21 protein-coding genes and 2 tRNA genes are annotated in these 26,939 nt (G+C 58.2%); 15 read left to right on the top strand and 8 right to left on the bottom strand.

The annotated features are described in order from the left end of the window. Positions 1 to 20: 20 nt before the first annotated feature. A complete protein-coding gene (gene pckA, locus ACNSPV_RS02210; protein WP_097774186.1) occupies positions 21 to 1,625 on the bottom strand; it encodes a phosphoenolpyruvate carboxykinase (ATP) in 1,605 nt (534 codons plus the stop codon). A gap of 523 nt (positions 1,626 to 2,148) precedes the next feature. Here pckA and ACNSPV_RS02205 point away from each other — a divergent pair. The 5 genes from ACNSPV_RS02205 (at position 2,149) to ACNSPV_RS02185 (ending at position 5,356) form a co-directional block, all read left to right on the top strand. Then, a complete protein-coding gene (locus tag ACNSPV_RS02205; protein ID WP_348584766.1) occupies positions 2,149 to 2,781 on the top strand; it encodes a hypothetical protein in 633 nt (210 codons plus the stop codon). 87 nt (positions 2,782 to 2,868) lie between these two features. Further along, positions 2,869 to 2,943, top strand: a tRNA-Glu gene (locus ACNSPV_RS02200). 41 nt (positions 2,944 to 2,984) lie between these two features. Then, positions 2,985 to 3,061 (top strand) — tRNA-Asn (locus tag ACNSPV_RS02195). 316 nt (positions 3,062 to 3,377) lie between these two features. Next, positions 3,378 to 4,439: a tryptophan--tRNA ligase gene (gene trpS, locus ACNSPV_RS02190; RefSeq protein WP_249237577.1), complete on the top strand. Its 1,062-nt coding sequence runs from the start codon at positions 3,378 to 3,380 to the stop codon at positions 4,437 to 4,439. Between the two features lie 155 nt (positions 4,440 to 4,594). Continuing rightward, a complete protein-coding gene (locus ACNSPV_RS02185; RefSeq protein ID WP_348584767.1) occupies positions 4,595 to 5,356 on the top strand; it encodes an SDR family oxidoreductase in 762 nt (253 codons plus the stop codon). A gap of 50 nt (positions 5,357 to 5,406) precedes the next feature. On the opposite strand, the gene ACNSPV_RS02180 is transcribed toward ACNSPV_RS02185, so the two are convergent. Continuing rightward, a complete protein-coding gene (locus ACNSPV_RS02180; protein WP_348584768.1) occupies positions 5,407 to 6,159 on the bottom strand; it encodes an Ig-like domain-containing protein in 753 nt (250 codons plus the stop codon). A 389-nt stretch (positions 6,160 to 6,548) separates the two neighbouring features. Here ACNSPV_RS02180 and ACNSPV_RS02175 point away from each other — a divergent pair, with 389 nt between their 5' ends. From ACNSPV_RS02175 to thrS, 7 genes are all read left to right on the top strand, one after another. Next, on the top strand, positions 6,549 to 7,358 hold the full coding sequence (locus tag ACNSPV_RS02175; RefSeq protein ID WP_005938335.1) for a gluconate 5-dehydrogenase: 810 nt from the start codon (positions 6,549 to 6,551) through the stop codon (positions 7,356 to 7,358). Between the two features lie 100 nt (positions 7,359 to 7,458). After that, complete coding sequence (locus ACNSPV_RS02170) at positions 7,459 to 7,803, top strand: cupin domain-containing protein (RefSeq protein ID WP_339395980.1); 345 nt, start codon at positions 7,459 to 7,461, stop codon at positions 7,801 to 7,803. 45 nt (positions 7,804 to 7,848) lie between these two features. Beyond that, positions 7,849 to 8,484, top strand: a complete 636-nt coding sequence (locus tag ACNSPV_RS02165; RefSeq protein WP_097781014.1) for an RpiB/LacA/LacB family sugar-phosphate isomerase — start codon at positions 7,849 to 7,851, stop codon at positions 8,482 to 8,484. A gap of 12 nt (positions 8,485 to 8,496) precedes the next feature. Further along, entirely contained in the window at positions 8,497 to 8,904 is a 408-nt protein-coding gene (locus ACNSPV_RS02160; RefSeq protein WP_348584769.1) for a DUF1622 domain-containing protein, read from the top strand. A gap of 321 nt (positions 8,905 to 9,225) precedes the next feature. Then, positions 9,226 to 10,971 (top strand): ammonium transporter, encoded by a 1,746-nt coding sequence (locus ACNSPV_RS02155; protein ID WP_348584770.1) that lies wholly within the window; start codon positions 9,226 to 9,228, stop codon positions 10,969 to 10,971. A gap of 401 nt (positions 10,972 to 11,372) precedes the next feature. Further along, a complete protein-coding gene (locus ACNSPV_RS02150; protein WP_348584771.1) occupies positions 11,373 to 12,641 on the top strand; it encodes a chloride channel protein in 1,269 nt (422 codons plus the stop codon). Positions 12,642 to 13,006: 365 nt separating this feature from the next. Further along, a complete protein-coding gene (gene thrS / locus ACNSPV_RS02145; RefSeq protein WP_348584772.1) occupies positions 13,007 to 14,791 on the top strand; it encodes a threonine--tRNA ligase in 1,785 nt (594 codons plus the stop codon). Positions 14,792 to 15,304: 513 nt separating this feature from the next. On the opposite strand, the gene ACNSPV_RS02140 is transcribed toward thrS, so the two are convergent. Continuing rightward, complete coding sequence (locus tag ACNSPV_RS02140; protein WP_005938352.1) at positions 15,305 to 15,826, bottom strand: hypothetical protein; 522 nt, start codon at positions 15,824 to 15,826, stop codon at positions 15,305 to 15,307. 559 nt (positions 15,827 to 16,385) lie between these two features. Between ACNSPV_RS02140 and ACNSPV_RS02135 the strand changes: the two genes are divergently transcribed. Continuing rightward, positions 16,386 to 17,306, top strand: coding sequence for a nucleotidyltransferase family protein (locus ACNSPV_RS02135; protein WP_348584773.1), 921 nt, complete (start codon positions 16,386 to 16,388; stop codon positions 17,304 to 17,306). A 308-nt stretch (positions 17,307 to 17,614) separates the two neighbouring features. On the opposite strand, the gene ACNSPV_RS02130 is transcribed toward ACNSPV_RS02135, so the two are convergent. The 5 genes from ACNSPV_RS02130 to ACNSPV_RS02110 form a co-directional block, all read right to left on the bottom strand. Continuing rightward, positions 17,615 to 20,317, bottom strand: coding sequence for a sensor domain-containing diguanylate cyclase (locus tag ACNSPV_RS02130; protein WP_348584774.1), 2,703 nt, complete (start codon positions 20,315 to 20,317; stop codon positions 17,615 to 17,617). Between the two features lie 190 nt (positions 20,318 to 20,507). Continuing rightward, positions 20,508 to 21,611 carry a putative ABC transporter permease gene (locus ACNSPV_RS02125; protein ID WP_348584775.1) on the bottom strand — a complete coding sequence of 368 codons (1,104 nt, stop codon included), beginning with the start codon at positions 21,609 to 21,611 and terminating at the stop codon, positions 20,508 to 20,510. Positions 21,612 to 21,647: 36 nt separating this feature from the next. Beyond that, positions 21,648 to 21,827 (bottom strand): DUF6472 family protein, encoded by a 180-nt coding sequence (locus tag ACNSPV_RS02120; RefSeq protein WP_097777082.1) that lies wholly within the window; start codon positions 21,825 to 21,827, stop codon positions 21,648 to 21,650. Beyond that, positions 21,820 to 22,590, bottom strand: a complete 771-nt coding sequence (gene trmB, locus ACNSPV_RS02115; RefSeq protein ID WP_348584776.1) for a tRNA (guanosine(46)-N7)-methyltransferase TrmB — start codon at positions 22,588 to 22,590, stop codon at positions 21,820 to 21,822. The genes ACNSPV_RS02120 and trmB overlap by 8 nt, the downstream gene beginning before the upstream one ends. Before the next feature lie 170 nt (positions 22,591 to 22,760). Then, positions 22,761 to 23,945 (bottom strand): alanyl-tRNA editing protein, encoded by a 1,185-nt coding sequence (locus ACNSPV_RS02110; RefSeq protein WP_348584777.1) that lies wholly within the window; start codon positions 23,943 to 23,945, stop codon positions 22,761 to 22,763. Between the two features lie 351 nt (positions 23,946 to 24,296). Here ACNSPV_RS02110 and malQ point away from each other — a divergent pair, with 351 nt between their 5' ends. Beyond that, the gene (gene malQ / locus ACNSPV_RS02105; protein ID WP_348584778.1) at positions 24,297 to 25,838 is read left to right on the top strand and encodes a 4-alpha-glucanotransferase; all 1,542 of its coding nucleotides are present in this window, start codon (positions 24,297 to 24,299) and stop codon (positions 25,836 to 25,838) included. 282 nt (positions 25,839 to 26,120) lie between these two features. After that, entirely contained in the window at positions 26,121 to 26,909 is a 789-nt protein-coding gene (locus ACNSPV_RS02100; protein ID WP_348584779.1) for a GGDEF domain-containing protein, read from the top strand. The last annotated feature ends 30 nt before the right edge of the window (positions 26,910 to 26,939 follow it).

Raw genomic sequence — 26,939 nt, 5'->3', positions numbered from 1 at the left:
AGGATCAGGCGGAGATCAGCTTACAGCTGGGGGCCGGCAGAGACCAGAGCCTTGCCGTGCTCGTTGCCCTCATACTTCTTGAAGTTCTTGATGAAGCGGCTTGCCAGATCCTTGGCCTTCTCTTCCCACTGGGAAGCGTCAGCATAGGTGTCGCGAGGATCCAGAATGCCGGTGTCCACGCCGTTCAGCACGGTGGGAACCTCGAAGTCGAAGTAGGGGATCTTCTTGGTGGGCACATTGTTGATGTCACCGTTCAGGATGGCGTCGATGATGCCGCGGGTATCCTTGATGGAGATGCGCTTGCCGGTGCCGTTCCAGCCGGTGTTGACCAGATAAGCCTTGGCGCCGCTCTTCTGCATCTTCTTGACCAGCTCCTCAGCATACTTGGTGGGGTGCAGCTCCAGGAAGGCCTGGCCGAAGCATGCAGAGAAGGTGGGGGTGGGCTCGGTGATGCCGCGCTCGGTGCCTGCCAGCTTTGCAGTGAAGCCGGACAGGAAGTAGTACTGGGTCTGCTCGGGGCTCAGGATGGAGACCGGGGGCAGAACGCCGAATGCGTCAGCAGACAGGAAGATGACATTCTTTGCAGCGGGTGCAGAAGAAATGGGACGGACGATGTTCTTGATGTGGTTGATGGGGTAGGACACACGGGTGTTCTCGGTGACGCTCTTGTCGGCGAAATCGATGTGGCCCTCAGCATCCAGAGTAACGTTCTCCAGCAGAGCGTTGCGCTTGATGGCGTTGTAGATATCGGGCTCGGAGTCCTTATCCAGGTTGATGACCTTTGCGTAGCAGCCGCCCTCGAAGTTGAACACGCCGTTGTCGTCCCAGCCGTGCTCGTCATCGCCGATCAGCAGACGCTTGGGATCGGTGGACAGGGTGGTCTTGCCGGTGCCGGACAGACCGAAGAAGATAGCGGTGTTCTCGCCGTTCAGGTCGGTGTTGGCAGAGCAGTGCATGGAAGCCATGCCCTTCAGCGGCAGGAAGTAGTTCATCATGGAGAACATGCCCTTCTTCATCTCGCCGCCGTACCAGGTGTTCACGATGACCTGCTCCTTGCTGGTGATGTTGAACACAACAGCAGTCTCAGAGTTCAGGCCCAGCTCCTTGTAGTTCTCAACCTTGGCCTTGGATGCGTTGTAGACAACGAAATCGGGCTCAAAGTTCTCCAGCTCCTCAGCGGTGGGCTTGATGAACATGTTGGTGACGAAGTGTGCCTGCCATGCAACTTCCATGACAAAGCGGATGGCCATGCGGGTATCCTTGTTGGCACCGCAGAATGCATCCACCACGTACAGGCGCTTGTTGGACAGCTCCTTCTGAGCAATAGCCTTCACAGCAGCCCATGCTTCCTGAGAAGCGGGGTGGTTGTCGTTCTTGTACTCGTCAGAAGTCCACCACACGGTGTCCTTGGAGTTCTCGTCCATAACGATGAACTTGTCCTTGGGAGAACGGCCGGTGTAGATGCCGGTCATAACGTTCACAGCACCCAGCTCGCTGACCTGGCCCTTTTCGTAGCCTTCCAGACCGGGCTTGGTCTCTTCCTCGAACAGCTGCTCGTAGGAGGGGTTGTACACGATCTCAGTCGTGCCGGTAATGCCATACTTGGTAAGATCCAACTTTGCCATATTCGCTATACCTCTACTTTCGTTTGATCCATACGTCCTGTATAGGGCACAGCGTTTCCCGGCGGGCCGGGCGCTGCGCAGAAGGCTTGCAGTTTGTAAATGCAAATTCTCCTGTTTACCATTATACATAAAAGCCTTGCAAAATCAATAAATAAACCGTACTATTTGCAGAAAAGAAACAAATTTCATTAAGAAATTTAACTGCCTGAAACAATTTCAGGAAACAAAAGCAGGGGGCGAGGCCTGAAAAAATAAGGTGGAACGGCGGGAAAACAATTTTTTGATAAAATTTTGACGAGCCGGGATGCATGGCAGGATGCATGAAAAACTGCACATAAAAACGGCCCTTCCCGCAAAACGGCGCGGCAGGGAAGAGCGGAACAGGATCCACAGCCCGATTTGTGCAAAATTTACGAGATTTTGACGATTTTCATGGCAAAGAAACTTTGCCTGTGGTATACTGTATCTGACAAAAGAACAGCCCCGCTTTTTCTGTGTGCTGCATATAAAAAGGAAAAAGATCATGAAGACCATCTACATCCTGCTCACCCGGTCGGGTACCCTGCTTTCAAACCTTGTTTACGCTGCTACCGGTGCGAATTATACCCACGCTTCGCTGGCTTTTGACGAAGACCTGAGCTGCCTGTACAGCTCTACCCGCAAAAACGGCTATACCATGTTCCCGGCGGGGCCCAGCAGGGAATACCTGAACCGGGGTGTGTTCCGTCTGCGGGAGAATGTGCCCTGCGCGCTGTATGCGCTGGATGTGAGCGATGAAGCCTACATCCGTGCCCGCCGCCGTGCCGAGCACATGATGGCCCACGGCAGCCTTTACCGGTTCAACGTCATCGGTCTTGCACTCTGCGGGATGCATATCCGCTGGAACCGCCGCCGACACTATTTCTGCTCCCAGTTCGTCAGCGAGGTGCTGGAAAAGAGCGGTGCCATGGAGCTGCCCAAGCACAGCACCCTGATGCACCCGAACGACTACACCCGGCTGGAAGAGCTGCGGTGCGTATACAGGGGCACACTGGCCGGTCTGCCGCAGCGCCAGCAGATGGAATTTGACCAGAACGATACGGTGATCGGCGTATATCTGGGGCTGGCGCTGGGCCTGTTCCACACCGGCGCGGCCCGGGTGCGGGCGATTTTTTAAAAAAATGAAATTTTGTGTTGACAAAGCAGCTGCACTATGCTAAAATAGTCGAGTCGGGAGCGAACGCCCGATGCAAAATGGACGTATGGCCCGTTGGTCAAGCGGTTAAGACAGAGGCCTCTCACGCCTTTAACATCGGTTCGATTCCGGTACGGGTCACCATTTTATAGTAGTAAAACGGTCATGTGCCGTTTTATATAGATGCCTCTTTAGCTCAGTCGGTTAGAGCACCTGACTGTTAATCAGGGTGTCGCCTGTTCGAGTCAGGCAAGAGGCGCCAGCAAAGCGATGGAAGTTTTCCATCGCTTTTTTCTTTTTCCGCTGCTTTTGTTGACAGAAAATGCAGGGCGGGATATACTTAAAATAATAAGCGAAACAAGAGGAAACTCCTTCCGTCATTGCCTGCGGCAATGCCACTGCTCCCCTTTTTGTCACTTGCGTGACATCTTCCCCCGGCCGGGGGAAGTCTTTCTCATTGAGGGAGGCTTTGGCAGAACCGGAAACTTTGCCGCACCGCCAAAGGCCCCATCTCCGAGGGGGCTGGCACGGCGTAAGCCGTGACTGGGGGAGTTTGCCCTTTAAAAAAGGAGAACATCATGAAAAAAATCATTCTGACCGGCGACCGTCCCACCGGACGCCTGCATGTGGGCCACTATGTCGGTTCCCTGAAGGAGCGGGTGCGCCTGCAGAACTCCGGCGAGTACGATGAGATCTACGTTATGATCGCCGATGCACAGGCCCTGACCGACAACGCCGACAACCCGGAAAAGGTGCGCCAGAACATCCTGCAGGTGGCGCTGGATTATCTGGCCTGCGGCATCGACCCCGCCAAGACCCATATTTTCATCCAGTCCATGGTGCCGGAATTGACGGAGCTGAGCTTCTACTATATGAACCTCGTCACCGTGAGCCGCCTGCAGCGCAACCCCACCGTCAAGAGCGAGATCCATATGCGCAACTTTGAGACCAGCATCCCGGTGGGTTTCTTCTGCTACCCCATCAGTCAGGCTGCGGACATCACCGCCTTCCACGCCACCACCGTGCCCGCCGGTGAGGACCAGAAGCCCATGATCGAGCAGTGCTGCGAGATCGTGCGCAAATTCAACGCCGTTTACGGCGATACCCTGACCGAGCCGGAGATCGTGCTGCCCCAGAACGCCGCCTGCCTGCGCCTGCCCGGCATCGACGGCAAGGCCAAGATGAGCAAGAGCCTCGGCAACTGCATCTACCTGTCCGAGGAGCCGGAGGACATCAAAAAGAAGGTCATGTCCATGTACACCGACCCCAACCACCTGCGGGTGCAGGACCCCGGCAAGGTGGAGGGCAACCCGGTGTTCATTTATCTGGACGCCTTCTGCCGCCCGGAGCACTTTGCAGAGTTCTGGCCGGAATACCAGAACCTCGACGAGGTGAAGGCGCACTACCAGCGCGGCGGTCTGGGCGACGTGAAGGTGAAAAAGTTCCTGAACAGCGTCATGCAGGCCGAGCTGGAGCCCATCCGCACCCGCCGCAAGGAGTGGGAGCAGCGCCTGCCCGAGGTGGTGGAGATCCTGAAAGAGGGCAGCGCCTACGCGGAAAAGACTGCCGCCGCCACGCTGGCTGAGGTGCGCAAGTCCATGCGGATCGATTACTTCGAGAACGACAACCTGCTGAAATAAAATCTATGAGAGCGTCCGGGATGCCGCAGGTGTTCCGGACACTCTTTTCTTTTACATTTTCAAACCGGGAAGGCCTGCTGTACAAAAGCTTCCCCTTCGGGGGAGCAGGCAATGCCGAAAGGCATTGATTGAGAAGGTTCAGAAGGAGAATAAATATGTCAAAGACTGTATGGATCACCGGCGCAAGCTCCGGCATCGGGCAGGAGTTTGCACGCCGCTATGCAAAGCTGGGCTGCCGGCTCATCCTGACCGCCCGCCGCACCGACCGGCTGGAAGCGCTGGCCTCAAAACTGGGCACGCCCTGCCGCATCCTGCCCGCAGACCTTGCCCGGGAAGAGGACTGCCAGCGTCTTTTCAAGGAGCTGGAAGGGGAGACCATTGATATCTTTATCAACAACGCGGGCTTTGGCGTGTGCGGCAGCTATCTGGAGACCGACGACGCCCGGGAAGAGGAAATGATCCGGGTGAACGTGGAAGCCATGGCGCGGCTGTTCCGCTTTGCGGTGCGCAGGATGCACGCGGCAGGCGGCGGCACCATCCTGAACGTGGCGTCCTCGGCGGGGCTGCTGCCCGGCGGGCCCTATATGGCAGGCTACTATGCCAGCAAGGCCTATGTGGTCAGCCTGACCCGGGGTGTTGCCCGGGAGCTGCAGGAGCTGCACAGCCCGGTCTATGTGTGTGCGCTCTGCCCGGGGCCGGTGGATACCGAGTTCAACGACCGGGCAGGGGTGGTGTTTGCCCTCCGGGGCATCACGCCGGAGTTCTGCGTACAGGAAGCTATGCACGGCATGATGCACCGCAGGACCATCATTGTGCCTTCGGCCTTTATGCGGGCATGCACCACGGCGCAGAAGCTGCTGCCCGCCTCCCTGCTGATGCCCATTGTGGCACGGCAGCAGAAAAAGAAGATGGGATGATATAAGGAGACCGGACTGTGGGTTTGCAGTCCGGTCTTTTGCATCTGATATTAAAGTGCGATGCCCAGCAGCAGGAACAGCGCACCCAAAATACCCATGCCGCCCAGCGCGGCCTTGGTGAGCTGGCGGTCCCGCTTTTCATAATCCGCGGCGGCCTGCCCAACGTATACGGCACAGCCTGCGCTGCGGCCCTCCGGGGTACGGACCGTGACTATGGCTTTTCCGTCAGCCACGGCAGTGACGGTGCCGTCGGCGTCCACAACAGCTACAGAAGGGTCAGAGCTTGTCCATTGCAGTGCCACAGCGGAAGGTTCCTGTACAGCCACAGTGGGGATCAGGTCCTGCTGGCTGCCGATGCTGTGCAGCAAAAGAACGTCTGCATTCAGCGTGACTTTGCCAATTTCGGAAGTGACCGTTACGGTGCAGGTCAGCGTTTCTCCCTGCGTGGTGTATGCACTGATGACTGCCTTGCCGGGGGCCAGTGCCGTGACAAGGCCGCTGGCATCCACCGAAGCGACGACCGGGGCGGAACTGCTCCACCGGTAAACGGAACACCCGGCACGGGAGACAGACTTTAGTGCCAGTTGGCGGCGGGGATTGGGATTCTGCCATGTCTGGGTCATCTCCAGTGCGGTCAGTTCCAGCTCGGAACGCTCGGTCACAGGCAGTTCCGGCTGTACTGTAATGATGTAAAGCGAGGATGCTTCGGTCTGGCTGGAAGAGACGGCCCCGGCAGACAAAGGTGCGGACAGCACCAGACAGCTCAGAGCCAGAGAAGCAAAGATGATTGCGTGTTTTTTCATAGCAGGACTCCTTTTTCTTTATGAGAATTATTCTTGATTTTGAGGATACAGGAAAGTCATACTTATGTCAAGAAGAAACAGAGATAAGTCTGCAACTTTGTCAACAAGCCCAAATTTTTCCGCCGAAATTGTGCGCACCGCTAATGGCTGAAACCGTGTATACAAGATAAAACCGAAATTTTGCGGCTTTGCACGACTTTTCACGAAAAATTTTCCCGGGAAAATAAAAATACAGCAAAAATGCAGAAGAAAATGCCTTGACAGAGCCCAAAAAGAATGTTACCCTGTATACAAGAAGGATGCTAAAACCGAGAGCTCAGCTTTGGGCATCCTGCAAGGCAAGAACGGGGTTTCCCCGCAAAGGAACAATTTGATTGGAGGACTCTATTATGGCACAGTGCACTCCCAAATCTTTTGATCTGACCGGCAAGGTCGCGCTGATCACCGGCGCATCTTATGGCATCGGCATGGCGATTGCAAAGGCAATGGCAGCCAACGGTGCAACCATCGTGTTCAACGACATCAAGCAGGAGCTGGTGGATAAGGGCATCGCTGCTTACACAGAAGCAGGCATCAAGGCTCACGGCTATGTCTGCGACGTGACCGATGAGGATGCTGTCAACGCCATGGTGGCAAAGATCACCGAGGAAGTGGGCCACATCAACATTCTGGTCAACAACGCCGGTATCATCAAGCGCATCCCCATGACCGAAATGAGCGCTGCTCAGTTCCGTCAGGTCATCGATGTTGACCTGAACGCTCCCTTCATCGTGGCAAAGGCCATCATCCCCGACATGATCGCACAGGGCGGCGGCAAGATCATCAACATCTGCTCCATGATGAGCGAGCTGGGCCGTGAGACCGTCTCCGCCTACGCTGCTGCCAAGGGCGGCCTGAAGATGCTCACCAAGAACATCGCTTCTGAGTACGGCGCCTACAACATCCAGTGCAACGGTATCGGACCCGGCTACATCGCTACCCCGCAGACCGCACCTCTGCGCGAGATCCAGCCCGACGGCAGCCGTCATCCCTTCGACCAGTTCATCGTTGCCAAGACCCCCGCAGGCCGCTGGGGCGAGGCAGAGGATCTGGGCGGACCCGCTGTCTTCCTGGCTTCCGAGGCTTCTGACTTTGTCAATGGCCTGATCCTGTACGTCGATGGCGGCATTCTGGCCTACATCGGCAAGCAGCCCCAGTAAGTTCTGAGGGTATCCCACAGATCTGAAAAAACGGGGACTGTTGCACAGCGCGTGTGACAGTCCCTTTTTGCATTTGTACGGGAAAGGATGATATGCTATAATGGAGAAAAACCATCAGGACATGCCATGGGTGCCCCACGCCGACATTGCCCCGGAACCCTGCGGCCCCGGGGTGCAGCGCCGCATTCTGGCCTACGGCAGGGACGCCATGTGCGTGGAAAATACCTTTGAGACCGGCGGCGTGGGTGCCATGCACTGCCACCCCCACACCCAGATCACCTATGTGGTGTCGGGCCGCTTCCGCTTTACCATCGGAGACGAGACCCGCGAGGTGGGCCCCGGCGACACCCTGCTCAAGCAGGACGGCGTGATGCACGGCTGCGTCTGTCTGGAAGCCGGCATCCTGCTGGACTTCTTCACCCCCATGCGGGAGGACTTTGTATAACACCTGCACCTGCAGGAGAAGATCATAAAAGGAGAAGAAACTACTATGAAGATCGCACTCATCAACGAGAACAGTCAGGCCGCCAAGAATGGCATCATTGAAGCCGCCCTGAAAAAGGTGGTGGAGCCCATGGGCCACGAGGTGGTCAACTACGGCATGTACGCCGCCGATGACGCCGCACAGCTGACCTATGTGCAGTGCGGCATTCTGGCCGCCATCCTGCTGAACAGCGGCGCTGCCGACTACGTTATCACCGGCTGCGGCACCGGCGAGGGTGCCATGCTGGCCCTGAACAGCTTCCCCGGCGTTATCTGCGGCCATGTGGAGGATCCCGTGGACGCCTACACCTTTGCCCACGTCAACGACGGCAACGCCGTTGCCATGCCGTTTGCCAAGGGCTTCGGCTGGGGCGGTGAGCTGAACCTCGAGTACTGCTTCGAGAAGCTGTTCGGCTTCGGCCACGGTCAGGGCTACCCCAAGGAGCGCGTGGAGCCTGAGCAGCGCAACAAGAAGATTCTGGACGGCGTGCGTGCCGCCACCTTCAAGCCGCTGATCGAGTGCCTGAAGAGCATCGATCAGGACCTGCTGAAGGGCGCTGTGGCCGGTGCAAAGTTCAGCGAGCTGTTCTTTGCCTCCTGCAAGGATGAGGAGCTGGCAGCATACGTCAAGACCCTGCTGTAAGGGGATGCCGCTATGGGATGGCTTTATCATCTGAACACCGTTGTCACGGAAGTTCTGGAAGGATTTCTGGTGACGGCGGTGCCCATGATCGCGGGTCTGGCCGAAGTGATCGGACTGTTCATCATCATTACCAGTCTGGCCAAGGCGACCTACCACTATATCCGGACGATATTCTTCAACGATCATCATGATTTCCACCACGAGATGAGCAGCGGCCTGACCACGGCGCTGGAGTTCCTGATGTCGGCGGAGATCGCCAAGACCTTCCTTTTGCAGAATCTGGAGTCGGTGGTGCCGCTGGCCGCCACCTTTGCGCTGCGTGCCATGATGAGCCTGATGCTGCACTGGGAAATGCAGGGCGGACACCGCTCCGGTCACAAAAAAGCAGAAAACGACACAAAAGCGGAAAAGAATGACTAGGGTGCGGCTGAAAACAGAGTTTTGCCAAACTTTTGCCGCATTCCCTTTCTTCGTGTTGTGAAAAACGTAAAACCTTGACATGAGCCCTTGACACTTTTGCACAAAGGGACTATACTCTTGCCATCGAAAGCAAAGGCGCTGACGGAATTGATTCCGTCAGCGCCTTTTGTGTTTTCGGGGATATTGCCGCTCGGGGGAAGATAGAGGGTCTCCTGAGTGCAAATGAAGCGTTCCTGCGTGTGATCGGCACGGGGAACACCGCACACGCCAAAAGGTTCTGGTGGCCTTGCGGCATCACATTCGTGGGAGGTATGAAAAGTTATGTTCAGCTCCATCAACACCTGTTGGACGCTCGTGGGAGCGTTCCTCGTCTACTTTATGCAGGCGGGCTTCGCCTTGTGCGAAGCCGGTTTCACCCGTGCCAAGAACACCGGTAATATTCTGATGAAGAATATGATGGACTTCTGCATCGGCACCCCGTGCTACTGGATCATCGGCTTTGGCCTGATGTTCGGCGGCACCGGCGCACTGATCGGCGGCTTCGACCCGTTCATTCAGGGCGATTACAGCCATCTGGGTCTGGATATCCCGCTGTGGGTCTACATCGTGTTCCAGACCGTGTTCTGCGCAACGGCTGCCACCATCGTCTCCGGCTCCATGGCCGAGCGTACCAACTTCAAGGCTTACTGCGTTTACTCTGCTGCGATCTCGCTGGTGGTCTACCCCATCTGCGGCCACTGGATGTGGGGCGGCGGCTGGCTGCAGAGCATGGGCTTCCATGACTTTGCAGGCTCCGCAGCAGTCCACAATGTGGGCGGCGTCATCGCTCTGCTGGGCGCATGGATGCTGGGTCCCCGTATTGGCAAGTACGATAAGGACGGCAAGCCTCACGCCATTCCCGGCCACAACCTGACCGCCGGTGCTCTGGGCGTGTTCATCCTGTGGTTCTGCTGGTTCGGTTTCAACGGCGGCTCCTCTCTGAGCCTTGCCACCGACGAGGCCATGACCATGACCGGTCTGGTCTGCTTCAACACCAACCTTGCCGCAGCCGTTGCCACCTGTGTGACCATGATCTTCACCTGGCTGCGTTACGGCAAGCCCGATGTCTCCATGACCCTGAACGGTTCTCTGGCCGGTCTGGTGGCGATCACCGCAGGCTGCGATACCGTTTCTCCCTTCGGCGCATTCTTCATCGGCTTTGTGGCCGGCCTGCTCGTTGTTCTGAGCGTTGAGTTCTTCGATAACATCGCCAAGGTGGATGACCCTGTTGGTGCAGTTTCCGTCCACTTTGCAAACGGCGTGTGGGGCACCATTGCAGTGGGCCTGTTCTCCACCGGTGCCAACACCGAGCACGCCGGTCTGTTCTACGGCGGCGGTCTGGCACAGCTGGGCACCCAGCTGCTGGGCCTCGTGACCGTTGACCTCTATGTTGTGGTGGTGATGTTCGTTGTCTTCAAGCTCATCGATAAGTTCATCGGCCTGCGCGTTCCCGCAGAGGTGGAGATCGACGGTCTGGACATCCACGAGCATGGTCTGGCATCTGCCTACGCCGGCTTCTCCATCTCCGATGCAAACTCTGCTGTCATGGTGCCCAACGAGAACACCGACCTCGGCGAGGACGATGTGACCAAGGCCACCGACAAGCAGATCAGCGCTGCAGTCCCTGTGGTGCGGGAAGCTTCTCCCGTGATCCACGATGGCGTGTACGACACCGGGATGCACAAGGTGTCCATCATTGCAAAGCTCTCCAAGTTCGACCAGCTCAAGACCGCCCTCAACGATCTGGGTGTCACCGGCATGACGGTCACGCAGGTAATGGGTTGCGGCATCCAGAAGGGTACCAGCGAGAAATACCGCGGCGTCCCCGTGGATACTACCCTGCTGCCCAAGATCAAGGTGGAGGTCATCGTCTCCCGCATCAGCGTGGACGCTGTGGTGGAGGCCGCCAAGAAGGCTCTGTACACCGGCCATATCGGCGACGGCAAGATCTTTGTGTACAACGTGACCCGCGTGGTCAAGATCCGCACCGGCGAAGAGGACTTTGCCGCCCTGCAGGATGTGGAGTAAAACTCCCGGATTCTAACAGCTGTCCCGCTGCGGTGCAGCTGCACCGGCACGACACCGGCCTCTGCGCAGCAGCGTGATGATCGCGTTTGTGTCAGCAACGAAAGCCCCAGTGGGGCTTTCGAGTGACCAAACGGTCTGCGAAAGCAGATGGAGGGGCCTCGCCCCGACAAACTCCCTTTGTTCTCCTTTTTTCCTTTTTCCTTTTTCTGATCCGAAATCAGATCAAAGGCCCTGCTTCTGCGCACAAAGAAGCGGGGCCTTTGGCATTTGTTTTACCGGGCATGTGAAAGTTGTATAAGATCCTTTGCCATTCTTTGGTTGACATTGATAGAAAAACATGTTATGTTTTGGCGCGTATAGACAAAATCAAATCGAAATTAAGAGAGGTGCGGGGAAGAAACATGTGGAAAATAAAGGAATGGTTCCTGCATTATAAGGAAGCGATCCGGATCTCGCTGCTGGCGCTGTTCCGGTGGACGCTTCTGGCTGTGTGCACCGGCGTGCTGTGCGGCGGCATCGGAACGCTGTTCCATCTGGCAGTGGAATGGGTGACCGAGCAGCGCGCAGAGCATGTCTGGCTGCTATGGCTCCTGCCTGCGGCAGGCATCGCCATCACGGCTCTGTATAAGGTGACGGGCTGTGTCGGCAAGGGCACCAACGATGTGCTGCGGGCCGTGCAGGACGGCAGCTCGGTGACGCCGTGGCTGGTCCCGGCCATCTTTCTGGGCACTGTGCTCACCCATCTGTGCGGCGGCTCGGCCGGCCGCGAGGGCGCAGCGCTGCAGATGGGCGGCAGCATCGGCTGGAACATCGGCCGGGTGCTGCACTTCAACAATCATGACTGCCGCACGGCTACCGTGTGCGGCATGGCGGCATTTTTTTCGGCGCTGTTCGGCACGCCGCTGACCGCGACCCTGTTTGCGATGATGGTGGTGGATGTGGGCCTGATGCTGACCGTGGCCTTCGTGCCGGGCTTTCTGGCGGCGCTTATTGCATACAGCATCTCGCTGAAGGCCGGCATTGCGCCCACACGGTTTGTGATGGAAGCGCCGCCGCTGGATGCCTGGACGGTGGTGCGCACCGCCGTGCTGGCCATGTGCTGCGCGGTGGTGGCGGTGATTTTCTGCCAGATGCTGCACTTTTTTGAGCATGAGATCCCCAAACTGCTGCCGAATCCATGGGTGCGGGCTGCTGCAGGCGGTGCGGCTGTGGTGGCGCTGTCCTACCTGATGGGGGTGGGCCGCTATAACGGTGCCGGCATGGATGTCATTATGGATGCCGTTGAGCTGGAGCAGGCTCTGCCGTGGGACTTTGTGTGCAAAATGGTGCTTACGGTGCTGACCCTGAGCGTGGGCTTCAAGGGCGGCGAAGTGGTGCCGAGCTTTTACATCGGCGCGACGTTTGGCTGTGTGGTGGGGCCGCTGCTGGGGCTCCCGGCGGGCTTTTCTGCTGCAGTGGGTCTGGTGTGCGTGTTCTGCGGGGCAACCAATACGCTGGTGGCTTCCATTGTGCTGGCGGCTGAACTGTTCAGCGGGGCCGGGTTTGAGCTGATGGCGCTGGCCTGCGGCCTGAGCTATATGTTCTCCGGCTATCACAGCCTGTATTCCAGTCAGGGATTCCGCACCAGCAAGCTTTTTTCGGAATTCCTGCAGCCGAAGGAAGAAAAATGAAGAAAAAATTTCATGGCTGCGTCTCTTGATTTTTTCTGCGGGACGTGCTACAATCAGCGTAGTTTCATCCTGTAAAAGCGATGATGCGGACAAACTGAGTTCCTGTTCCTCCATGACCCAGAGAGGGCTGCCCCGCAAGGGTGCTGCAAGCAGCCTGCCATGAGCCGGAGCTCTACCACCGCAGAGCGCAGAGGAGAACCTCTGCCGGGTGCGCCCGTTACAGCACAGCGAGTGGCACGCAGAGGCGTGCAATTCGGGTGGAACCGTGGAACGTTTCTGATTTTTTCAGGCGCTTCATCCCGTGAGTAAGTGTGCGGGATGAAGCGCTTTTTTGTTTTACTTTATCTGTCAAAGGAGCAAACATTATGAAGATCATCTATAAGGACGGCCATGTGGACGAGTGCCCGCAGGACCAGGAACTGCATGTTATCCGCCACACCGCAGCCCACATCATGGCGCAGGCCATCAAGCGCCTGTATCCGCAGGCTGACTTTGCCTTCGGCCCTGCCACCGAGAACGGCTTCTACTACGATGTCGATCTGGGCGACCAGAAGCTCAGCGACGAGGATCTGGCAAACATCGAAAAAGAGATGCGCAAGATCGTCAAGGAAAACCTGCCCATCAAGCCCTTCATCCTGCCCCGCGCCGAGGCCGTGAAGCTGATGGAAGAGCGCAAGGAGAACTACAAGATCGAGCACATGGCGGATCTGGCCGAGGAGACCGAGTTCAGCTTCTTCCAGCAGGGCGAGTACGTGGATATGTGCATCGGACCCCACCTGACCTACACCAAGGCGCTGAAGGCCTTCAAGATCACCCAGCAGTCCGGCGCATACTGGAAGAACGACAAGGAAAACAAGATGCTCACCCGCATCAACGGCGTGGCCTTCCACAATCAGGAAGAGCTGGATGCATGGGAGAAGGAGCAGCAGGAGGCCCGTGAGCGCGATCACCGCAAGATCGGCAAGGAAATGGGCCTGTTCATGACCGACGATCTGGTTGGCCGCGGCCTGCCCATGTTCCTGCCCGCAGGCTACACCGTCTGGCAGGAGCTGGAGAACTATATCAAGGAGAAGGAGCGTGCACGCGGCTACCTGCACGTTATGACTCCCTGCATCGGCACTGTGAACCTGTATAAGACCTCCGGTCACTGGGATCACTACCGCGAGAACATGTTCCCCGCCATGGAGATGGAGGGCGAGAGCTATGTTCTGCGCCCGATGAACTGCCCCCATCACATGATGATCTACGCAAACCGTCCCCATTCTTACCGTGACCTGCCCATGCGCATCGGTGAGATCGCCCACGATTTCCGTTACGAGTCCTCCGGCACCCTGAAGGGCATCGAGCGCGGCCGTCACTTCTGCCAGAACGATGCTCACCTGTTCTGCACCCCGGAGCAGATCAAGAGCGAGGTCGCAAACGTGTGCGACCTGATCTTTGAGGTGTACAAGGACTTCAACATTACCGATTACCGCTGCGTGCTGAGCCTGCGTGATCCTGCCGATAAGAAGAAGTACCACGACGATGATGCCATGTGGAACCATGCAGAGCAGGCCCTGCGCGAAGTGCTGACCGAGCTGGGCATCCACTTCACCGAGGAGATCGGCGAGGCTGCTTTCTACGGCCCGAAGCTGGACGTGAACGTCAAGCCCGCCGTGGGTGCCGAGTACACCCTGTCCACCTGCCAGCTGGACTTCTGCCTGCCCGCCAAGTTCCACCTGACCTACGTGGACAAGGACGGCACCGAAAAGACCCCTGTGGTGCTGCACCGCGCCATCCTGGGCTCTCTGGACCGCTTCATGGCCTACCTGATCGAAGAGACCAAGGGCAAGTTCCCCACCTGGCTGGCTCCCACGCAGGTCAAGGTGCTGCCCGTCTCCGAAAAGACGCTGGACTACGCCGAGGGCGTGACCGAAAAGCTGGTGGAAGCCGGTGTCCGTGTTGTGCTGGACGACGACAACCAGAAGATCGGCTACAAGATCCGCGAGGCACAGCAGGTGGACCGTGTGCCCTATATGCTGGTTCTGGGTGCCAAGGAAGCCGAGGCCGGAAACATCTCGGTGCGTGACCGCAAGGGCGAGACCACCACGATGGAGCTGGATGCATTCATCGCAAAGGTGACTGCCGAGATCCGCAACCGCAGCCTGTAAGCAGACACTGCAAAACACAAAGCGCCGCTTTCCCGGCAGGGGAGAGCGGCGCTTTTTTGCATGGCAACAACGAATGTAAGGATCCGTATGGATGCCGCAAACTGAAAAAATAAAAAATACCGCTGCCTTGACTTTTTTGCAAGGATGCATATAATAAGGGTAGAGAAAGTTGATAGAGATTGAGGATTGCATCGGTCTCACACAAAAGTGAACCCCCTCGGAGTTGCCGCTCCAAGGGGGTTCTTGTGCTTACTTGCCCTTGCGGTGACGATCAAGCCACTTGCACAGATAGTTTGCCGTTACCTGCGCTGCGACAGCCACGAGAAAGTTGACTAAAATTGAGTTCATCGGTCCTCACCCCCTTCTGATGCCAGAATGGGAAGGGCAGCGTGACCAGTATAGCACAAAAATCGACAGTGTGCAATTTTTGGCAAATCACAACACATAAACGACGAAGGCCCTGTTCCGATGGGAACGGGGCCTTCGCTTATGTTATATACTCCATAAAGAGAGTTACGCGTTTTCCTTCTGGACGCTCTTGACGGCCAGAGCCTTGGCGGGCTTCATCAGCAGCACGCACACGCCGTTGAAGAGAACCGAACCCACGATGAAGGTGATGAAGAACTGGGGCAGGTGGGTGGCCAGAGCGGTGGTGTCGATGCAGGCCACGGTCAGGTAGGCAAAGCCCACGTTGTTCAGCACCTTGGGTGCGTAGGGGTGCAGGATGATGAGGATGAACAGCACCACGGCCAGCGGGATGAGGAAGCCGAAGAAGCCGCCCAGCACCGGGGTCAGGGCCGTGATGGAAAGCAGGGCGATCACGGTGAGGATCAGGCCCACGAGACCACCCAGCTCAACGGTGACGAAGCGATCTTTTACATCGCCTTCCAGCGTGAACATCATGATATTGCTCAGGAAGATCAGCCAGCTGTACTCCAGACCGGTCACATGGATGATGGCGTTGGCGATCAGGATCCACACCAGCAGCATCAGGCGGAAATACAGCAGAAAGCGCTTGGTAACGGCTTCATTCATAATAAAATACCTCTTTCTTGGTTGAATTGGAAAGCAATGCTTTCTCTTTTGAACGCATTTTGACAGGCAAAACCTGCGGTGAATGATACCAGTATACAATATTTGCATCGTAAAAACAATATTTTGCAAGCATAAATTGCATATTTTGGAAATTTTAGCTTGCAGAACGAAGAGACGATTGAAAAATGGCTCCGCTTCGCTCTGCCATTATCAGCGGAATGAATTTTATATTTTTGAGTTTGTCGCGGCCTGTGGGCCGCGACAAACTCATTTTCACACAGAGGCCCAAACGGATAGCCGCGATTGGCGGAACCCTCTCTGGCAAAACCTGACGGTTTTGCCAGCTCCCCCTTTGGGGGAGCTGGCATCGAGCAAAGCGAGATGACTGAGAGGGTCAGTCACCCAAGAGATGGCACAGCGCTTTTGATCCGGGTCAAGCTGCAAAAATTGATTTCCCTGAAGCGGAGCCATTTCAAATTGTTTTTCTGTCAAAAATGGAGTATAATGAGACCATGAATATTCTGCCGCGGCTGCGGCTCAGATATGGGAGGAACCTTATATGAAGAAACCGGTACTGGTGGTCATGGCGGCTGGCATGGGCAGCCGTTACGGCGGCATGAAGCAGATCGACCCGGTGGGCCCCAATGGTCAGGTCATCGTGGACTATTCCCTTTACGATGCCCGCCGCGCAGGCTTTGAGACGGTGATCTTTGTCATCAAGCATGAGATCGAGGACGCCTTCAAAGCAGCCATCGGCGAGCGGGTGTCCAAGGCAATGCAGGTGAAATACGCCTTCCAGCAGCTGGACGAACTGCCCGCAGGCTTTGCTGTGCCGGAGGGCCGTGTCAAGCCATGGGGCACCTGCCACGCCGTTCTGGCTGCAAAGGACCTCATCGACGGCCCCTTTGCGGTCATCAATGCCGATGATTATTACGGCCCGGAGGCCTTCCGGGTGATGTATGATTACCTGTCCACCCACGAGGACGGCAGTTATTACGACTACTGCATGGTAAGCTACCTGCTCCGGAACACCGTCTCCGAGAACGGCAGCGTGGCCCGCGGCGTGTGTGTGACCGACCCCGACGGCACCCTGCACAGCGTGACCGAGCGCACCCGCATTGAAACGTACGAGAACGGCGTGCACTTTACCGAGGACGGCGGCGAGAGCTGGACCGACCTGCCCGGCGATACCCCGGTGAGCATGAATCTGTGGGGCTTCGGCAAAAGCTTTCTGGATGAGGCTGAGCAGCGCTTTGCAGGCTGGCTGACCGAGAATCTGCCCAAAAACCCGCTCAAGTGCGAGTATTTCCTGCCGCTGGTCGTCACAGAACTCATCGAAGAGGGCAAAGCGAAGATCCAGGTGCTGCGCAGCACCGATAAATGGTACGGCGTCACCTATCGCGAGGACAAGCCGCTGGTGGTGGAGGCCATCGCCCGCAAAACGGCAGAGGGCCAGTACCCGGAAAATCTGTGGGCCTGACCATCTTGACCATTTAGAATGGCCTCCGCGTGCGCTCTGGCCATAATCAGTGGAATTATTATTTTATTTTGAACTCCAGAAAAATCTGCGGAACGTGTCGGGGCGAGGCCCCGCCATCTTGCTAAAAGCAAGACCGTTCTGCCGCTTGAAAGCCCCACTGGGGCTTTCATTGCTGCGCAAACGCGGATTTTTCTGGAGTTCTTTTTCACGGGGAGGGGGTCGAAATTGGTAAATGCTGCTGCCCGGCACAACTTTTCTGTAAAAACAAAAATCGGAAACGACCGCAGTCGTTTCCGATTTTTTAACGTTTAATTACTTATTTTGTCTGGGGGGGGGGTAAGGGATGCCCCTTCATCCGAGAAGATCCAGAGCGTTTCATCGATATGAGAGCCGCTCCTGGAGTAGGGCGTCACCTTGACGCGGAAGGTGGTGCCATCAGTCTTTTTATAGGTGTGCTCCACGATGTCGCCGGTCAGAACCTTGCTGCGGATATAGTTGTAGTCCAGCAGGTCTGCCAGACTCTCGCGGTAGGCGGGCTGCACCTGCGTATCACGGTACTGCTGCAGAACGGCGAGGAAAGAGCCGCCGGAGGTGTCCAGAATTTTCTGGAAATAGTCCGGGACGATCACACCGCGCATACGGTCGGTCTTCAGGTCCACAACGAACACGCTCTTGAACTTGGGGGCAAGGACCCGCAGGAAGTGCTCGGTATCCCGCTTTTCGGTCAGGGTCCGCTCCAGCTTCTCATTCAGGCCGCGCAGCTGGCGCTCCTGACCGTTGCGGGCGTAATAGGCCTGCTTGTCCTGCCGCATGGCAGTTTCAGCCTGATTTATGGCGTCGTCCAGCCGGTGCAGGTCATTGGTGTTCTGGATGCCCACCGAGATCTCGTACTCCTTCTCGCGCAGGAAAGCACGCATTCTGTCCACAGCCACCCACACACTGTAGGGGGGCTGGTTCGGGGTGAGGATCACAAATTCGTCACCGCCGATGCGGTAGATGCGGCTGGAAGCAAAGAACTTGCGGATCGCATTGGCAATAAAGCAGAGCATGGAGTCACCGCTGCGGTGGCCCAGATGGTTGTTGATCTCGTGCAGGCCCACCACGTCGATGCAGGTGCACACCATGGAGTCGTATTCGCTGGACTGCAGCGTCCGCAGATCGGTCTCAAAGAGGCTGCGGTTCAGCAGGCCGGTCAGGGTGTCGTGGCTGTAGGAGAAGTCCAGCTCCTCGCTGAGCTGGTCGGCCTGTGCATCCTCACGCACCACCACGGTGGCCCAGGGGTTCTGGGCGCAGCAGTTGCGGCAGGGCAGGAACTCCATGGTGATCCACACGAACTGGCCGGACACGTTTTTGCGGAAGCGGTAGGCCTCCGGCTGCTGGGTGCTGAAAACAGCAGAGCGCAGGGCCTCCAGATCGGTCTGGTCGGTGAACATCTCCGCGTCGTCCGGGTGAATCACCTTGTTCGTCACCATGCGCTCACAGTAAGCGGTAAAACCCTCCTCGGCGTCCGAACCGATACCGGGCAGGCGCGGATCCCGCTTGATGACCCGGTATTCGCCGGTGGAAAGGTTCAGCAGGGAAAGCTCCAGCACATTGTCTGCAAAGATCTGGTAGGCCTGCAGCGCCAGTGCGGTCTGCTCACTGTCGGAGACGGGGACCCGGCGGTCACGGCGCAGCAGGTCGCGGCGCATATCCCAGTAATCCTCGCTGTTGGGCTGGGCCAGCAGGGCCTCGGCGTTCTCCACCGGCATGGGCTTGTAGAAATAATAGCCCTGCGTATACAGGCAGTCGGCGGCCTGCAGCATGGAGACCTGCTCCGGCGTTTCCACGCCCTCGGCGATGATGGGCAGGTTCAGGCGGTGGGCCATATCCACCACCGATTCCACGATCTGCACGCCCTTGCTGCGGTTCTGCTGGTTCATATCGATGAGCTTCATGTCCAGCTTGATGGCGTCCACATTGGTGTCCTTGAGCATGTTCAGCGAAGAATAGCCGCTGCCGAAGTCGTCCATCATCACAGAGAAGCCCTTGCGGTGCAGGCCCTGAATGGCGTTTTCCACCAGAGAAGTATTTTCGGCCAGCATGGTCTCGGTGATCTCGGCCAGCAGGAGCTTGGGCTCCAGCTGATATTTTTCCACAAGGTCGGAGAAGATCTGCGGCACATCCAGATTGACGATATCCACCACGGAAACGTTCACGGATACCGGCACAAGATTGCTGCCGCTCTCCTGCCACTTGTGCAGGGTCTTGCAGACGGATTCCCAGATGTACTGGTCCAGCTGGGTCACAAGGCCGGTGCTTTCCAGCAGGGGCATGAACTCAGACGGGGGCACGCAGCCGCGGGTGGGGTGGTTCCAGCGCACCAGTGCTTCCATGCCCACGATGGCGCGGGTCATGCTGTTGCACTTGGGCTGCAGAAAGAAGCAGAACTCGTGATTTTTCAGGCCGTGTTCCAGCTCGCTCAGCAGCTGGCGCTGCTCCTTGATCCGGCTGAGCATGGTCGGCGTAAAGCGGTGCACACCGCCCACGGCCGGGCAGGGGTCTACCGATGCGATCTGCGCATAGCTGCACAAGGTCTGTACGTCGGCGTCCGGATGTTCGGCCACAGGGCACACACCAAAAGACAGGAAGGAGGTGACGTCCTGCCTGTGGCTGTTCACGCAGGTCTGCAGCTGGCTGATGATGGCCAGCTGCTGCTCCTTGTCGTCCGGCAGGCAGAGCACAAAATCGTCACTGCCAAAGTAGCCCACCGGAGAACCGGTCACCTTGCTGTGCTCCAGCAGAAGGGCGGCAAGGGACAGCATCAGGTTGCGCGCCTGCGGAGCACCGTACAGCTCGGTATACAGTTTGAAATGCTCGAGATCGATGGCGGCAACACACCAGTTCTCGCCCTTGTGCTGCGCCAGAAACTCCTGCAGCTGCTGCAGGAAGTCGTCTTTGCGAGCGATCCGTGCAAGCGCATCGGGCTGCGGTGCGCTGACATTTTCATTCAACTTCAGTTCTTCGGACATTGTAAATCCCTCGCTGTTAGACGTTTTCGACAAAATATGTCATTCTACAGAACAGTATAACACGATTTTAAACCTTTGGAAATAGATATTTAAAACTTTATAACAAAAAGAACGGAACGCCGGTCGGGTCCGGAAGACAGGGTATAAAAAGACCGCTGCACGGGATGCAGCGGTCTTTTGGGCAGCAGTCTCAGGCGTCCCTGCGGGTGTCGGAGTCGGCTTTCTTCGGTTCTTCTTTGGAACTTTCCCGGCGGGCAAGACCAAGGCGCAGGGCCTTGAGGGTGGTCTTTTTCACGCCGTGCTTCAGGCCGGGGAAGGCGCGCAGCATGCGGCGCGGGCCCACGATGCGGGGGGTGCGCAGCAGCTGGGCCTGCATTTCGTCGCTGCGGGCCTGCAGCTCCTCGGCCAGCTGTTCCAGACGCAGCAGCTCGGCAGCACGCTCCACCGTGCCCTTGGCGGCCAGCTGTGCGGCTTTGGCGGCTTCGGCGGTGTTGAGCTTGGCGATCTCGGAAGCATGCTTTGCGGCCTCGCGGGCCTCATCGGTCTTGGCGCGGACGGCGGCCAGCGTTTCACGCAGGGCGCGCTTTTCCGGAGCGGCTTCGCGGGCCTCGGCGGCAGCAAGCTTGAGCTGCAGGCGCTGCTCGTCCAGCTTCTGGTCGGCGTTCAGGGCGGTGGTGCCCAGCAGCTGGGTCATGGCGTCGCTGACGGCATGGATGCTGTCGGCCAGCTGTTCCATGGCGTCCAGTGTCTGGGCCAGACCAGAGGCGGCAAAGGCCGTAACGACCACGTCTGCCGCGTAGACTGCATAGAGCACACACATGACGATAAGGCCAATAAAGGGCGGGACCATGTCCACAAGGCCGGCGACGACCGGGTGGACGATGCGCATGACCACCAGCGTGCCCACGCCCCACAGCAGGCTGAATTGCAGGCAGATATAACCGCCGATGTTGAAGGGAAATTCGCTGTAGTCCCACCAGCGGGTGTGATAGAGCTTATACAGTGCCCAGCCGCCCACCAGTTCCAGCGCACTGGGCAGGATGACGCCGCCGATGTACAGCAGCAGGACGCTGTCCTGCAGAGGGGTCAGGGCGAACAGCACGATGATCATGCCGAAGCCGTAAATGGGGCACACCGGGCCGTTGAGAAAGCCGCGGTTCACCAGCTGACCGGTGGTGGCGGCGGCAAAGATGACCTCCAGACACCAGCCGGTGCAGGAATAAATGAGGAAGAAGGCCAGCACATGGTACAGCGAAAAGCCGCACACCGTGGTGGTCGTGAGAAAGTTGAGCATAAAACACCTCCCGTGAGAATCATGCTGCTGTGCAGGTCAGTTCTGCTTTTGTACGATCTTGTATTCATCGCCCGGCTCAAAGAACGGGCAGGCGGCTGTGCTGCGGGAAAGATAGCGGGCCATCTCGTCCTCGTCCAGACAGCCGCCCTGAGCACAGTACCAGCTGCCGTACTCGTCCTGCACATTGTTCAGGCAGATCTCGCAGGGGTCATTCATTGCCTTCGCCTTCCTGTGCAGCCCGGGCTTCGGCCTCGGCGGCTTCGCGGGCCTGACGCTTGAGGATCTTGGGCTCGATCCAGGTCACGCTGGCGGGGTCCGGGTTCTTGCGGGCGATCAGGGCCTTGATCTTGATGCCCATTTCGGTGAACATGCCCTCGTGCTCGGTGCGGATGTTCCACTCCGGCTCGTTCTCGTGGAGGTCGTAGGTCATCCACTCGATGTCGTAGCCGGAAGCGGGGAAGTATTCCAGACTGTCGCGGAACAGATCATCGTCGTCGGTCTTGAAGTAGATCTCGCCGCCGTCCTTGAGGAACTCGCGGTAGTTGATGAGCTGGCGCGGGTAGGTGAGACGGTGCTTGTGGGAAGAGCCGTTCTTGCTCCACGGGTTGCAGAAGTTGATGTAGATGCGGCTGACCGTATCCTCGGCGGTAATGACCCCCTTGATGCGCTCGATGTCGGTGCTCATGATCTTCACGTTGTCGATGGGGCGGCCCGCAGCCTGATAGGCGGCTTCGATCTTGCGCTTGGCGAGGATGAGCACCTTATCGGTGATATCGATGCCCAGATAGTTATTTTCCGGGTGGGCGCAGGCCAGCTGGGAGATGAAGCCGCCCTTGCCGCAGCCCAGTTCCAGCACAAAGGGCTGCTCCGGGCGGGCGTACTGACCGTGCCACTTGCCGCCCCAGATCAGCGGCTCATGCACATGGAAGTCGGCTGCCATCAGCTCGTCGTGGGCATAGGGTTTGAAACGCATTCTCATAGTTTGTTGTTCTCCTTGATGTTGTGAACCCTCTCAGCCTCGCATTCGCTCGGCAGCTCCCCCGAAAGGGGGAGCTTTTTGACTATAAGAGGGAAAGCTATTCGGTTTTGCAATAGAAGCCCCCCCACCTCGGGGGAGCTGGCAAACCCGTAAGGGTTTGACTGAGAGGGTTATTCCTGCTCCCGCAAAAATTCCTCCACCTGTTCCGGTGCAGCGGCGCAGCTGCCCTGACAGATGCCGGGCTTGCCGCCGCCGCGTCCGTTCAGGGCGGCGTTCAGGGCTTTGGTCAGGGCGCGCACGTCGCCGTCTGCCTGCGCGATGCAGTAGCCGGTGCCCTTTTCGGTGGGGGTCAGGGCGGCGCAGAGACCGGTGGTGGCTTCGGTCAGGCGCACCGCCAGTCGGTGCAGGCCGTCCGGGTCAAGGCCGGGCACTGTGCGGATGGCGTCCTCACCGGGGTTTGCCAGCTGGGCAAGCGCATCGAACAGCTGAGAACATACGCCAAAGTGTGTAAACTTGAGCGCAGTATACTCGTCGTAGACGCGATGCACCGCCACAGCGGTCTGGTCGGCCTTGGCGGAGAGCAGCGCCCCGATGTCGGCCTGACGGGCACGCATGGCCTGTGCCGCTTCCAGCGCACGGGCTCCGCATACCACACTCAGCCGCACGCCGCCCTTGTAGTTCTCGGATGCCAGAATTTTGATCTGTCCCACCTGACCGGTGGTGCGGGTGTGGGTGCCGCAGCAGGCGCAGACGTCCGCACCCGGGATGGTCACGATGCGCACCTGCCCTTCGATCTCCTTTTTGGAGCGGTAGACAAGGGCGGCAAGCTCCTCCCGGGTGGGGTAGCTGACCAGCACCGGCACATCCTGCCACACGATGCGGTTGGCGGCAAGCTCGGCTGCCCGCAGGTCCTCGGCAGAAATGGGCACGCTGGTGTCCATGCGCACGGCCTCGGAACCGATGTGGAAGCCCACGTTCTCGGCCCCGAACATCTGGTGCAGGATGCCGGAGAGGATGTGCTCGCCGGTGTGCTGCTGCATTTTGTCAAAGCGCCATTCCCAGTCGATGCAGCCGGAAACAGCGGTGCCGGGAACGGCGCTTTCCGGCAGAGCGTCCACGCTGTGCCAGAGGATGCCGTCGCGCTCGTGCACATCGGTCACATTCAGCGTGGTGCCGTCCGGCAGGGTCAGGGTGCCCCGGTCGGCGGGCTGACCGCCGCCCTCCGGGTAAAACACTGTGCCGTCCAGCGCAATGCGCCCGCCGCCGGTCTTTTCGTCCGGCTCTGCGGCAAGGATGACGCTTTCGCACTGGGTGCGGAAGGCGTCCGGTTCAAAGTATTTTTCTGTGCGCTGCATGGCGCGGGTACCTCCTGTTCAGGGTGCAGTTTGACGATTTAAAATGGCCGCCGCAGGCTCTGGCCATATTCAGCGGAAAATTTATTTTTATTTCGGGATTCAGGAAAGTCTGCGGACTTTCCTGAATCCCATTTTCACGGGTGGGGTCGTAAAGGGAAACAGCCGCTGCAACCTTTAGCGTCCTCGCCCTCTCAGGCGCTCCCGCGCAAGCCGTGACGGAGAGGGCAAGGACGGTTATCCCGTAAAAATAAGTATACCACGTTTTTTGCCTGTGGAAAATAGTCTGCGGATATGTTATGATAAGAAACAACGACATTCCCATAAAATGTTAAAAATGAGGAAGGTAATAGCATGCGTGAAAGTGGAATCCTGATGCCGGTGTCCAGCCTGCCCGGCCCTTACGGTATCGGCTGTTTTGGCAAGGAAGCCTTCAAGTTCGTGGATTTTCTGGCACAAGCGGGCCAGAAGATCTGGCAGATCCTGCCCCTGAGCCCCACCGGATACGGCGACAGCCCCTATCAGAGCTGCTCGGCCTTTGCGGGCAACCCCTATTTCATCGACCTTGACACCCTGAAGAAAGAAGGGCTGCTCACCGCCGCCCAGCTCAAGGCCGAAAAATGGGGCACGGACCCCAAAGAGGTGGACTACGGCACTTTGTATGTGAGCCGCTTTAAAGTCCTGCGCACCGCCTACGCCGCATGGCGCAAGCAGTGCGCCGGGCTGCATGGCTGTGCATATTACTTCCCGGATGATTATTATGCCTTTACCCTTGCCAACGAGGAATGGCTGGACGACTACGCCCTGTACATGGCCCTGAAAGTGGCCAACGGCATGAAGAACTGGGTGGAGTGGGACAAGCCCTACCGCCTGCGCGACAAGAAGGCCCTTGCCGCCTTTGCCGCCGAAAACGAGGAAGAGATCGGCTTCTGGAAGTTCGTGCAGTACAAGTTTGCGGCCCAGTGGCAGGCGGTGAAGGCCTACGCCAACAAAAAGGACGTGCAGATCCTGGGCGACATCCCCATCTACGTCTCTGCCGACTCGGTGGATGCATGGGTGGGCGGCGCGCTGTTTGAGTTGGATGCCGACGGCGGCTTTGCCCGTGTGGCGGGCTGCCCGCCGGATTACTTCTCTGCCGACGGTCAGCTGTGGGGCAACCCGCTGTACAACTGGGAATACCACAAAAAGACCGGCTACGCGTGGTGGGTGCGCCGGGTGCGCCACGCACTGGGCATCTACGACCTGCTGCGCATCGACCACTTCCGCGGCTTCGATACCTACTGGGCCATCCCGGCGGACAGCACCACCGCCCGCACCGGCAAGTGGGAGAACGGCCCCGGCATGGAGCTGTTCGATGCGCTGGAAGCTGCCCTTGGCAAGCTGCCCATCATTGCCGAGGACTTGGGCGAACTGTTCCCCAGCGTGCGAAAGCTGCTGGCCGACAGCACCTTCCCGGGTATGAAGGTGCTGCAGTTCGCCTTCGGCGGTGGGGACAGCGAGTATCTGCCCCACAACCACGTCAAGAACAGCGTGGTGTATCCCGGCACCCACGATAACACCACCCTGACCGACTGGTGGGAGAACGGCGCATCGGAAAAGGAAAAGGCTGCCGCTGCCGCTTACCTGCACCTGACCGGTGTAAAGCCCACCGCAAAGGAGCTGGCGGCCATCCGGACCGATGATGTCCGCATTGCTCTGCTGCGCGCAGCGCTGGGGTCGGTGGCCGACCGGGCCATCATCCCCATGTACGACTGGCTGGGTCTGGGCGCGGAAGCACACCTGAACACGCCCGGCAAGCTGGGCGGAAACTGGGCATGGCGCGCCGCAGACGGCTTTGCCGTCAAGGCACTGGCCAAGACCATTCACGACGAGTGCAGTGTGTACTGCCGCGTATAAACAGAAGGCACAGAGCGGCGGGCGCTTAGCAATTTGACGAAAATGTAAAAACTCCGGCAGAAAATTGTGCGTTTTGCTGGTAAAATCAGAAGCTGAATGGTATAATGTTGCTAAAGCGGCATTATGCCATTTTTCTTTGCCTGATGCGTTCCCGGGATTCCCGGAAACAGAGCGGCGGGCGCGGGATGCATAATGCGGCAGATGGTTCCTGAACGTATGGGGAACAGGTGACTGCACGCGGGATACGGGAGCGCCGCGTGCGCAGATGATGGGGAAAATTACATGAAGAAAGAATGTACCGAGCAGGATCTGCGGGAACTTGCGCGCTCAGCGCAGGCCGTATTTGAGGCAGTGACCCTGACCGAAGCGCCGCGTTGTGACGGCTGGCAGGACGATGGCCTGCGGGTGGACTACGAGCTGCGCAATGGCCGTGTGGACTGTGTGCTGCACCGCAGAGTGGAAGCGGACGGCAAATGCTGGGAGCTGGAAATGAGTGCACCGCTGGCAGGCAATGTGCTGCCGGAAGAGCGCATGACGCCCCGGGAGCGGGAGCTGTGCCGCGAGGATATGAGCCACGATTTCCTTACCGGCGTGTACAACCGCCGCTATCTGGAAACGGTGTTTGCCCAAAAGCTGGAACAGTGCGCAGCGCAGGGCCGCAAGGCGGCTGTGGCGCTGGTGAGCATCGACAACGGCCAGAAGCTGCGGGACACCTACGGCCAGCCTGTGATGGATCAGCTGCACTGCTTTGTGGGCAACCAGTGGAAAAAGAGCTTTGATACCCCTGCGGTCCGCGTGGTCTGCCGCCTGACCGGCAGCATCTTTGCGGTGGGCTGTCTGGACACCGACGGCAAACAGCTGGCAGAGGAGATGCGGAACCTGTATCGGCAGATGCCCCGGGAATGCATCACCACCACCGGCATGATGCGCCGGGTGCCCTTTACCCTGAGCTGCGGCGCAGCCGGGCTGGAGGATGTCTCCGCAAAGAACTGGCAGGCGCTGTACGAGCTGTGCGATGCACGTCTGCGGGAGGCACAGAACGCCGGCGGCGATCAGATGCGTGCAGAATAAAACCAGTGTATAAAATCCCCCTTTTGGCGC

It is taken from the genome of Faecalibacterium sp. 3, assembly GCF_048323735.1.
GTDB lineage: Bacteria > Bacillota > Clostridia > Oscillospirales > Ruminococcaceae > Faecalibacterium > Faecalibacterium wellingii.
This window is presented reverse-complemented; position numbering and strand designations above follow the sequence as displayed.